This window comes from Methylocella tundrae (genome assembly GCF_901905185.1).
Taxonomy (GTDB): domain Bacteria; phylum Pseudomonadota; class Alphaproteobacteria; order Rhizobiales; family Beijerinckiaceae; genus Methylocapsa; species Methylocapsa tundrae.
Genome location: NZ_CABFMQ020000087.1, coordinates 129,966 through 139,334 on the forward strand (window position 1 = coordinate 129,966; position 9,369 = coordinate 139,334).

Here is a 9,369-nt window from a genome sequence, read left to right on the forward strand (position 1 = left end):
GAATTTTATGAAGAGAGACTACAATGCTTGCACAAAATCGTCTTGAAACCGCCGTCGGCGCGATCGTCGCGAATTCGCAGCTTCATGCGCGGTGGCTGAACACATTCTCCTATCTGGAATATGTCGGCTTCCGCAAAATCGTGAAAAGCCAGAGGGCGGAGGCGCTAACGGCGGAAATCCTCACCCATGCGCTGGAAGAAGGCCGCCATGCGCTTGGCCTCAAGAAGATCGCGCTGAAGATCGGCGGCGACGCCTTCTCCGCCTATGCGCCGGAAACCATGCTGTGCGGCGACGAGGCGGAGGACTATTTCCAAAAACTCGACGCCGCCTGCGATGAGGTTTTCGCCGACCGGCCCGACGCTCTGCGCGCAAAACTCGTCTATTGCTATGTGACCTGGCTGGTCGAACGGCGCGCGCTGCAGGTTTACGGCGTCTATAAAACGGCGCTCGGGGCTTCGCCGGTCGCCGGTCGCATCGGCGGCTTGCTGATGGAGGAAGAAAAGCACCTGTCCGACGTCGAGAGCGAGATCGCCAAAGCCGATCCCGATTTTGCAACGCGCGCCCCGAAACTCGAGGCGATCGAGGGACGGCTCTATGAGACCTTCATCGACGCCCTCGTTGCCGATCTCGCGAGGCCAAAGACCCTGGCCGCGGCGTCCGCCTAAAGCCATGCGGACTTCGGAGGCAGATATTCTGATCGTTCCCGGTCTTGGCGGATCGGGCGCGGACCATTGGCAAAGCCGCTGGGACGCCAAGCTGCCGACGGCCCGGCTGATCCTGCAGGACAGTTTCGACCGGCCGGTGCTCAGTGAATGGCGCGAACGCCTGATCGAGGAGATTCTTCGCGCCGAGCGTCCCGTGGTCCTCGTCGGTCATAGTCTCGGGTCGCTTGCCATCGCTCACGCCGCGCCTCACTTGCGCGATTCGGGCGTCAAGGGCGCCTTTCTCGTCGCGCCGCCCGCCCCCGATGTGGTGGCGACGCTTTCATCGATCGATCCGGCCTTCGCCGCATCGCCGATGGAGCCGCTGCCCTTCCCGAGCCTTATTATCGCCAGCCGGGACGATCCCTATTCCTCCTACGCCGAGAGCGAGCGGCTAGCCGGAAGCTTGGGAGCCGAACTGGTCGACGCCGGCAATTCCGGCCATATCAACGCCGACAGCGGCCATGGACCCTGGCCCGAGGGTCTCATGCGTTTCGCGGGATTCTTGAAGAACCTTTAGCGTTGCAGTGGAAAAGCTACTCGCGCGTAGCGCCCCTGTTCCTCTCCCAAGGCCTTCGGGACGGCCATGCTTTCAAGAGGGAAATCCTTGAATTTTTTGAATGAAACGGCAGACGGAGACTCCGCGTCGAAACAGGAGCCTCCGAGTTTGATCGTCGGGCGCGACGACGCAAATCATTGGGTCGTTGTCGAAGCGCACGGCCTTTGCGGCGGCATTTTCGGAACCGAGGCGGCGGCGATGCGCTACGCTTGCGAAGAAAGCCGCGGCCGCGCAGGGGCGGTGCGCGTCGCGCGTCACCTTGTGGCCTTTGATCTCGCCTCGCCGCCGCGACGGCGCGCGCTCGGCCAATCCTGATCCTTACCCTTCCTGCGAGCGCGGTCTTGATCTGACGTCAAGCCTTTTGGACTATCAGCGCCGGCGCGATGCGCCTCAGCCGATCGTGATCGTCAGCGGCTCCAGTCCTTCGATTGTCGCTTCAATCATGTCGCCTGGCATCACCGGCCCGACGCCGGCGGGCGTCCCCGTGAAGATGAGATCCCCCGGCCTGATTTCGACGAGAGCCGACAGGAATTGCACGATCTGCGGCACTTTCCAGGTCATGTCGCTCAAATCAGCGGACTGGCGGAGTTTCCCGTTCACCTTGCAGGCGATAGCGCCTTTGACGAGCGCACCCGTCTCGGCTTTCGGCGTGATCGCCGCGCAAGGAGCTGAAGAATCAAAGGCCTTCGACATGTCCCAGGGGCGCCCTTTTTTTTTCGCCGCCGCCTGAATGTCGCGCCTTGTCATGTCGAGCCCGACGGCGTAGCCGAAAATCAGATCCTCGACCTTCTCGGCCGCTATATTGGAGCCGCCGCCGCTGAAGGCGACGACGAGTTCAACCTCGTGCTGGAAATCGCTTGTGCCGGGGGGATAGGGCACGCTCGCGCCATTCGCGACGATCGCATCGGCCGGCTTTGTGAAGAAAAACGGCGGATCGACGTCCGGATTGCTTCCCATCTCCCTTGCGTGCTCGGAATAATTTTGGCCGACGCAAAAGATGCGGCGCACCGGAAACGGTTTTGTCGAAGTCGAGGCAAGCGCGACGACCGGCGGCGCGGCGAATGCGTAATCACCCATCAGTCGGTATCCTTTGTCGGTGATGTATGCCTCAGCAGCTTTTCGCGTGTTGCGGTGAAAGGCGCAATCTTTCGAGCAACTTCACGTGGCGGGAGGTTTGAGGAAATACCGTCGAGGCCCGAAGAGTCGAGGCTCGACTTCGACATAAGGGCGCGATGGCGCGCCAGCACGACCTCGCTTGGGAGTTCTGACACCGCAGCCATTTTATCCGAAAAATCGGCTCCGCCTTTCGGGAATAAAGCTAGCGGCGCGCGCCGAGCAAAGCAGTTCTGCACGCCTCGGATAAAGATGCTGCGTTGGCGCGAAGGCACGCCGCGATGCGGCCCTGGCCCGGGCGCTCTCCTGCGCAAAGCGCACGATAATCGGGGCCGCAAGCCCGGCGGATCACCATCATTTCTTCGCGCGGGGATAGCGGCGGATAGGTTTTTGCGGGAGCCGCTGTCTTTGGCGTGGCAGGCGCAGGCGCGGCGGGCGTGGGGGCCGGCGAGGCCGCGCCGGCGGCAGGGGGCGCGGCGGGCGCGGCGGGCGCGGATTGAGGCGTCGTCGAGGCGGCTGGGGGTGAGGCCGGCTCGCTTTTGGCGGGAGCCGGCGCAGCTTCCGCTGGCGCCGCCGCGCCGCCGGCGGCGTTGACCGCTGTCTGGCAGGAGGGCGACAGATTTGCGAGGTTCTTGCGCAAGCAGGCGAGCGCCGCCGACCCGCCGGGCGGCACGCCGGCGCAATTGGCGCGGTAATCGCTCTGGCATGACGCGCGGATAGCGCCGATTTGCGCTTGCGTCGGTTCGGCGCGCCCCGGCGACGTTAGCGTGAGAAGCACAGCCGTCGCGGCGGCGCCCAAGAGTTGCGCCGGACCAGCGCTGCGCATAGCTTTGAACATTGTTGTTTCCCCTCACCTGCGGGCAGCATGCCAGCGCCGCCGATTCAGCGCAATGGCGGCGGGGGGTTATTCGACGTCGAGGGGCTCCGTGCCGGTGGGGCGCCCGTCAGGACCGAAGGTGATTTTTTCGATTCTCTGTTCCGCGCTTGTCAGCATGGTCGCGCAGTGCGTCTTGAGCGCCTCGCCGCGCGCGTAGATCGCAATCGATTCTTCGAGGCCGACGGAGCCCTTTTCGAGTTGGTCGACGATCTTTTCAAGCTCGGCGAGCGCAATCTCGAAAGAGAGGCTCGCGACGTCTTCATTCGGCCCGGGCTGCGCAGCCATTTTCGCAATCCTCATCCAGTGTCGCCGTTGTTGGAGGGTTTCTGCGACTCTGGTCTAGGGGGGGATTGGCCTCAGTGCAACTCGAGGGCGAACGGGACGCCCTCGAAACACTCTTCGCCGCGGCCGATCTGTTCGATCGCCGCCGTCATCCGTCCCCTGCGGCGCAGCATTGCGTCGGCGATGGTGACGAGCCGCGCATTTGGCGTCGCAGTCGGCGATACGCGTCTGATCGCCAGCGCGATCTCGACCTCGTTGCGCTCCGGATTCAGGGCGCAGGCGGCGATGAAGGCGGCGGCGGTGGAGCGGCTGACCCCCGCGTAGCAATGGATCAGCATGGGTTCGGAAAGATCCCAACGCCGCACAAAATCGAGAAGTTCGGCGACATGCGCGTCAGTTGGCAGAACATGGCCGTCGATCGCCTTAACGATGTCGGATATGGACACGTGGAGGTGCCGGTCCGCCGCAATTTCCAGCGGGCGCGCGACCGGCGTGCCCTGATCGAGCAGCGTGACGAGACTGCGGGCGCCTGTCTCACGAACGGTCTGAGGCACTTTTGCCAGCGAACAGACATGCAAACGGCCCATCCATCACCTCTTCGAGGCTGCGCCCAATTTGTGGCGTTGCAGCATCCGCCACGGTTCAACCAGCCCAGGCGGTTTACCTATATACCGCATTGCAACAAAATTCGAAAGGAAAGTTACGAATTTTGCTGCGTTGCGTCCGGTCCAAATGACATCACCCCGATGCGCCGAGACGCCCGCTCAAGCGATGAAGCTCGTTGAGGAAACGCTCCGCCGCGAGCGCCGGCGGCCAGGGCTCCCAGGCCGTTCCGCCGTAGATCGCCGTCAGCGGATCCTTGGCCAATGGCTGATGCGGGATGCGCAAGGTCGTGCGCACCTCTTGTCGCGTCCAGCCGACGACGTGGACGGCTTCGGAGGCCGCCGCGACGCGATCAGCCCTTTTGTGCGGCTTCCTCTCGAGGGAAGTCCACGGCGCCAGGCCGTAGCGCAGCGCCACCGCTCTCTCCAGGGCTTCGGTCAGTTTGCGATAGGCCTCGCCGAGGAAAGGCTTCACGACCGAGATGCAGTCGAAGCCGAGGAGCCCTTCGTCCGCGTCATGCAGCAATTCGCGCAGATCCGCCCGCGGATCGTCGATCTGGGGAAACCAGAGGCCGCGGAGCGCCAGAACGAGCAACGAATGCTGGGCGACGGAAAGCGGCAGATCCCAGGCCGAATGGCCGCCCCAGCGATAAGTCCGCGCGAGTCCGATCGCAAGATCGGCGTCCTCCCAATCGAATGGCGTCGGATTTAACAGATCGAGGCGCTTGCCTGAATAGAGCCGCACCCAGGCGCGGGTGGGGGCTCGTTCTCCCGCGGGTCGAAATTGAAGCGTTTCTGAACTCATGTCCTTTTGGCCAAAGCCGCGCATTCGGCGTGGCGCCAGCACGTCACAAGATGATCATTGACCATGCCGATCGCCTGGCAAAAGGCATAGATGATGGTCGGTCCGCAGAAATTGAACCCCTTGCTTTTCAGATCCTTGGACAGCCGGAGCGAAAGCTCGGTCTGCGCGGGGATCTCCGACGAATGGCGATAGGCGTTCTGCACCGGCTTTCCGTCGACGAAATCCCAAAGATAATTCGAGAAGCCCGGGCCTTCCTGAATCTTCAGATAGGCGCGCGCCGAAACAATCGCCGCCTCGATCTTGGCGCGGTTGCGGACGATGCCGGCGTTCTGCATCAGGGTTTCGACCTTGTCCGGCCCATAGAGCGCGATCTTTTCGGGGTCAAAGCTGTCGAAAGCCGCGCGAAAAGCGTCGCGCTTGCGCAAGATGGTGATCCAGGAGAGGCCAGCCTGAAATCCGTCAAGGATCAGCTTCTCATAGAGCGCGCGATCGTCGCGCTCGGGCACGCCCCATTCCTCGTCGTGATAGGCGCGGTAGAGCGGATCAGCCCCGGGCCAGACGCAGCGGATCTTGTCGTCGTCAGTCATTCAGCCGGCTCGCTCCGGCGCCGTGACGGCGATCGGCGTCTCGCCCGCTTTCACGATGGCGCCGGCCGCCCGCGCGTCCTCCAGCCTGTCGAGCCGCATCATGGCGAGCCCTTCGGAATGCGCGGTCGAGCCCACTTGCCCGATCGGCGCGCCGCCCGCGACGATATCCGCGCCGGGGGGCGGCGCCTCTCCGTCGAAATGAAATTTCAGGATGCGCTTTTTGGCCGATTTGCGGAAATGCACGCGCGCCACGACTTCCTGGCCGACGTAGCAGCCTTTTTTGAAGTCGACGCCATTCAGCCAGTCGAGATTGGCGTCATGCACGAACGTGTCGCCATAGACGAAATCGCGGCCGCCCCGCGGCACGCCGTGCGCGATCCGGCGGGCCTCATAGTCGGATTCATCGGCGTTGCTGATCTTTTCCAACGCCTCGCGCGCCGCGATAATGCGCTGCCCCATGCCCGGCGCGCGCATGTCGCGGTAGACGACGCCTTCCACGCCCTCTGGCGCCCCGCCTTCCAAAATCGCGGCGACGCCGAACGTTTCGGACTGGTCCTGAATGTCGATTTTCGCGCGCATTTTGTGCAGATTCAGACGCTGCGCCAAGGCGGCGCTTTGGTCGCGCACGCAATCCATCAGATAGCCGGCGTCAGGGCCTTCCGGCAGCGGAACCACGAAAAAGTCGAACATCAGCTTGCCCTGCGGCGATAAAAGCGCCGAAAAACGGCTTTCGCCGGGGTCAATTTCGAGCACGCTATTGGTGATGAGCCTGTGCAGGAGCTTGGTCGCGTCGGCGCCGGCCAGTTTGATCACGCCGCGATCGGCAAGAAGGCAAATCTTATTTTCCATGCAACATCCTCGACTTTGGTCCCGCCCGGCTTGTATGTGTTCCGCGCCCGACATATCGCAAGTTTTATCGCAAGCCTTGTGCCCCACGCTTTGTAGACAGGAATGAACCCATGCCGCAAACCTTTGATCTCATCGTAAAGGGCGGCGTCGTGGTCGATCATAATGGTGTTGGCGCGCGGGACATTGGCGTTCGCGCCGGAAAAATCGCTGAAATTGGCGATCTTTCTTGCGCCAGCGCGGGCGAGACCATTGACGCGACGGGCCTCACGATCCTTCCCGGCGTCATCGACACGCAGGTTCATTTTCGCGAGCCGGGCCTGACGCATAAGGAAGATCTTGAGACCGGCTCCCGAGCGGCCGTTCTTGGCGGAGTGACGGCGGTGTTCGAGATGCCGAACACAAATCCGCTGACCACCAGCGCTGAGGCCCTCGCCGATAAGGTTTCGCGCGCAAAGCATCGGATGCATTGCGATTTCGCCTTCTGGGTCGGCGGCACCGCCGACAATCCAAAAGATATTCCAGAACTTGAGCGTCTGCCCGGGGCGGCGGGGATCAAGGTGTTCATGGGATCTTCAACCGGATCGCTGCTGGTCGAGGACGACGCCGGCATCGCTGCGATCTTGCGCCAGACGCGGAGGCGCGCGGCTTTCCACAGCGAGGACGAGCCAAGGCTCAATGCGCGGAAAAATCTGCGGGTGGAGAATGATCCCTCGTCCCATCCCGTCTGGCGCGACGAGATCGCGGCGCTGCAATCGACCCAGCGGCTCGTGCGCATCGCGAGAGAGTGCCGCGCGCAAGTGCACGTGTTGCACGTCTCGACTGCGGAAGAAATTGATTTCCTGAAAGATCACAAGGACATCGCCAGCATTGAAGTGACGCCGCATCATCTGACGCTTTCCGCCGAGGATTACGCGCGCCTCGGCACGAAGCTGCAGATGAATCCGCCGGTCCGCGACGCACGCCATCGCGATCATCTCTGGCGCGGGGTACGACAGAGCATCGCGGATATTCTCGGCTCCGATCACGCGCCACATACGCTGGAGGAGAAAGCGAAATCCTATCCGCAGAGTCCCTCCGGCATGACCGGCGTGCAGACGCTTGTGCCGATCATGCTGGATCATGTCGCGAGCGGGCGGCTCAGCATCGAGCGCCTCGTTGATATGACGAGCGCGGGGCCTGCGCGGCTGTTCGGCATCGCGGGCAAGGGCCGGATCGCCGTCGGCTATGACGCCGATCTCACCATTGTGGATCTGAAGCGCCGCGCCACGATCGAGGATCGCTGGATCGGATCGCGCTGCGGCTGGACCCCCTACGACGGCAAAAGCGTTCTGGGCTGGCCGGTTGGAACGATTATTCGCGGCGCGCGCGTGATGTGGGAAGGCGAGATCGCGGCTCCCTCGCGCGGCGAGGCTGCGCGCTTCTGGCAGGCGCTTTGATAAATCAAAATATTTGAACCGGAACTTGCCGCACATGCCTCGTGTGTCATAGGGGAGAGGCGCGCGGCGGTTGGATTTCGGTGGAATGACGGGCTTGGCCTCGCGTTTGAGGACAGCCTCACGCAAGTGATCGGCGTCATGATCCTTGTCGGCTTGACGTCAGATCAAGACCGCGCTCGCAGGAAGCGTAAGGCTCAGGATTGGCCGAGCGCGCGTCGTCGCGGCGGCGAGGCGAGATCAAGGGCCACAAGGTGATGCGCGATGCGCACCGCCCCTGCGCGGCCGCGGCTTTCTTCGCAAGCGTAGCGCATCGCCGCCGCCTCGGTTGCGAAAATGCCGCCGCAAAGGCCGTGCGCTTCGACAACGACCCAATGATTTGCCTCGTCGCGCCCGACGATCAAACTCGGAGGCTCCTGTTTCGACGCGGAGCCTCCGTCTGATGTTTCATTCAAAAAATTCAAGGATTTCCCTCTTGAAAGCATAGCCGTCACGAAGGCCCTGGGAGAGGAACAGGGGCGCCCCGTGCGAGCAACTTTTTTCCGAAACAGATCAAAGCCGATACGCGGAATCCGATGACGATTTAATCAGCTCGAATTCCGCTCTGGCGGGAGCCACGCCTTGGGAATCTGAGCTTCCTTGTCGCGGGGAATGAACAGATAATCATTGGCCTCTGTTGTTTCCGTGCTCCAAACGTCCAACGGGAATTCAGTTAGCGGCGTCAGGCTGACCACATGGCTGGCGTCAGTGGTCTTGTTGATACGAAACACAAGGTAATTTGAACTGGCCAGTAGCGACATGAGGCGGCCAACATTGTTCTGGTAATTGACCTTATCTGCATGAGCATCCATGCGCAGTACTTCGCAAGTGATGGGCGGCTTCAACTCAGCCAATATTTCTGGCATACCTTCAAGAACCTGTCGTTCTGCCCCCTCCACGTCGATTTTCATGAAGGCTATTTTATCTATAGCGAGGGCTTCGCGGATATCATCGAAACGATGAACAGGTACTAATTGGAAATCACATCTCTTTGCTGGTCGCAGATCGGCAACCGTGGTTGCTCCCGGATCTCTGAGCGAGGTAGAACCGGAGTAAAGGGACAGGATCGTATTTTTGTCCGACAGTCCGACAGGAGCGATGGAATAGCCCTCCAATCCATTCTGCCGAATGATCTCCTGCAAAGCAGAAACGCAATCAGGGTTAGGCTCAAAGCCGATGTATCTGCCTTGATGATTCAGACTATAGAAATCGGACAAGGTTTGCCCGACGTTCGCTCCGATGTCGATAAAATCCCCGGAATTCAACTTGACGAAATGCCCGATTAGCTCAGTTTTCCAGGATGGTCTCCATTTGTTAAGGTACGTCGCAAATGGAACACGAAGAGTCTTTTCTCCGAGTTTAACTGTGAATCTGGGCTTAATCCGGCTCCATAGCAGTGGAAGCCGAGCCATGTAATAATTTATGTCAGTTGTTATATCCATCAAAATAGACTTTGGAGGACAATGCGCAGGCCTATAAATGGCCTCGTTACTTGGGGCAGACTTTCAGAAATTTACGCGAA

At 61.3% G+C, this 9,369-nt stretch carries 13 protein-coding genes; 4 read left to right on the top strand and 9 right to left on the bottom strand.

Features of this window, described 5'->3' with window-relative positions; translation table 11 throughout:
• Positions 1–23: 23 nt before the first annotated feature.
• The 3 genes from MPC4_RS13020 (at position 24) to MPC4_RS13030 (ending at position 1,575) form a co-directional block, all read left to right on the top strand.
• Positions 24–665 (top strand): hypothetical protein, encoded by a 642-nt coding sequence (locus MPC4_RS13020; protein WP_174512880.1) that lies wholly within the window; start codon positions 24–26, stop codon positions 663–665.
• Positions 666–669: 4 nt separating this feature from the next.
• Positions 670–1,221, top strand: coding sequence for an RBBP9/YdeN family alpha/beta hydrolase (locus tag MPC4_RS13025; RefSeq protein WP_174512881.1), 552 nt, complete (start codon positions 670–672; stop codon positions 1,219–1,221).
• Between the two features lie 87 nt (positions 1,222–1,308).
• Positions 1,309–1,575, top strand: coding sequence for an RAG2 PHD domain containing protein (locus MPC4_RS13030; RefSeq protein WP_174512882.1), 267 nt, complete (start codon positions 1,309–1,311; stop codon positions 1,573–1,575).
• Between the two features lie 75 nt (positions 1,576–1,650).
• Here the strand turns inward: MPC4_RS13030 and MPC4_RS13035 are convergent, their stop codons facing one another.
• The 7 genes from MPC4_RS13035 to ygfZ form a co-directional block, all read right to left on the bottom strand.
• Positions 1,651–2,337: a fumarylacetoacetate hydrolase family protein gene (locus MPC4_RS13035; RefSeq protein ID WP_174512883.1), complete on the bottom strand. Its 687-nt coding sequence runs from the start codon at positions 2,335–2,337 to the stop codon at positions 1,651–1,653.
• A 241-nt stretch (positions 2,338–2,578) separates the two neighbouring features.
• Complete coding sequence (locus MPC4_RS13040; RefSeq protein ID WP_174512884.1) at positions 2,579–3,211, bottom strand: hypothetical protein; 633 nt, start codon at positions 3,209–3,211, stop codon at positions 2,579–2,581.
• Between the two features lie 66 nt (positions 3,212–3,277).
• Complete coding sequence (locus MPC4_RS13045) at positions 3,278–3,535, bottom strand: exodeoxyribonuclease VII small subunit (protein ID WP_174512885.1); 258 nt, start codon at positions 3,533–3,535, stop codon at positions 3,278–3,280.
• A gap of 71 nt (positions 3,536–3,606) precedes the next feature.
• Complete coding sequence (locus MPC4_RS13050) at positions 3,607–4,119, bottom strand: tyrosine phosphatase family protein (RefSeq protein WP_174512886.1); 513 nt, start codon at positions 4,117–4,119, stop codon at positions 3,607–3,609.
• Between the two features lie 151 nt (positions 4,120–4,270).
• Positions 4,271–4,939 (bottom strand): phosphohydrolase, encoded by a 669-nt coding sequence (locus tag MPC4_RS13055; protein ID WP_174512887.1) that lies wholly within the window; start codon positions 4,937–4,939, stop codon positions 4,271–4,273.
• A complete protein-coding gene (locus tag MPC4_RS13060; RefSeq protein WP_174512888.1) occupies positions 4,936–5,526 on the bottom strand; it encodes a DNA-3-methyladenine glycosylase I in 591 nt (196 codons plus the stop codon). Before MPC4_RS13060 ends, MPC4_RS13055 begins: the two co-directional genes overlap by 4 nt.
• Positions 5,527–6,375, bottom strand: coding sequence for a CAF17-like 4Fe-4S cluster assembly/insertion protein YgfZ (gene ygfZ, locus MPC4_RS13065; RefSeq protein WP_174512889.1), 849 nt, complete (start codon positions 6,373–6,375; stop codon positions 5,527–5,529). It abuts the gene before it with no gap.
• 110 nt (positions 6,376–6,485) lie between these two features.
• On the opposite strand from ygfZ, the gene MPC4_RS13070 reads away from it, so the two are divergent.
• On the top strand, positions 6,486–7,811 hold the full coding sequence (locus MPC4_RS13070; protein ID WP_174512890.1) for a dihydroorotase: 1,326 nt from the start codon (positions 6,486–6,488) through the stop codon (positions 7,809–7,811).
• A 194-nt stretch (positions 7,812–8,005) separates the two neighbouring features.
• On the opposite strand, the gene MPC4_RS13075 is transcribed toward MPC4_RS13070, so the two are convergent.
• Positions 8,006–8,272 (bottom strand): RAG2 PHD domain containing protein, encoded by a 267-nt coding sequence (locus MPC4_RS13075; protein WP_174512891.1) that lies wholly within the window; start codon positions 8,270–8,272, stop codon positions 8,006–8,008.
• Positions 8,273–8,395: 123 nt separating this feature from the next.
• On the bottom strand, positions 8,396–9,112 hold the full coding sequence (locus MPC4_RS13080; protein WP_174512892.1) for an FkbM family methyltransferase: 717 nt from the start codon (positions 9,110–9,112) through the stop codon (positions 8,396–8,398).
• Between the last annotated feature and the right edge of the window lie 257 nt (positions 9,113–9,369).

Coding starts and splice junctions, on each gene's coding strand:
- MPC4_RS13020 (WP_174512880.1), top strand. CDS start 24: ATGCTTGCACAAAATCGTCTTGAAACCGCCGTCGGCGCGATCGTCGCG.
- MPC4_RS13025 (WP_174512881.1), top strand. CDS start 670: ATGCGGACTTCGGAGGCAGATATTCTGATCGTTCCCGGTCTTGGCGGA.
- MPC4_RS13035 (WP_174512883.1), bottom strand. CDS start 2,337: ATGGGTGATTACGCATTCGCCGCGCCGCCGGTCGTCGCGCTTGCCTCG.
- MPC4_RS13040 (WP_174512884.1), bottom strand. CDS start 3,211: ATGTTCAAAGCTATGCGCAGCGCTGGTCCGGCGCAACTCTTGGGCGCC.
- MPC4_RS13045 (WP_174512885.1), bottom strand. CDS start 3,535: ATGGCTGCGCAGCCCGGGCCGAATGAAGACGTCGCGAGCCTCTCTTTC.
- MPC4_RS13050 (WP_174512886.1), bottom strand. CDS start 4,119: ATGGGCCGTTTGCATGTCTGTTCGCTGGCAAAAGTGCCTCAGACCGTT.
- MPC4_RS13055 (WP_174512887.1), bottom strand. CDS start 4,939: ATGAGTTCAGAAACGCTTCAATTTCGACCCGCGGGAGAACGAGCCCCC.
- MPC4_RS13060 (WP_174512888.1), bottom strand. CDS start 5,526: ATGACTGACGACGACAAGATCCGCTGCGTCTGGCCCGGGGCTGATCCG.
- ygfZ (WP_174512889.1), bottom strand. CDS start 6,375: ATGGAAAATAAGATTTGCCTTCTTGCCGATCGCGGCGTGATCAAACTG.
- MPC4_RS13070 (WP_174512890.1), top strand. CDS start 6,486: ATGCCGCAAACCTTTGATCTCATCGTAAAGGGCGGCGTCGTGGTCGAT.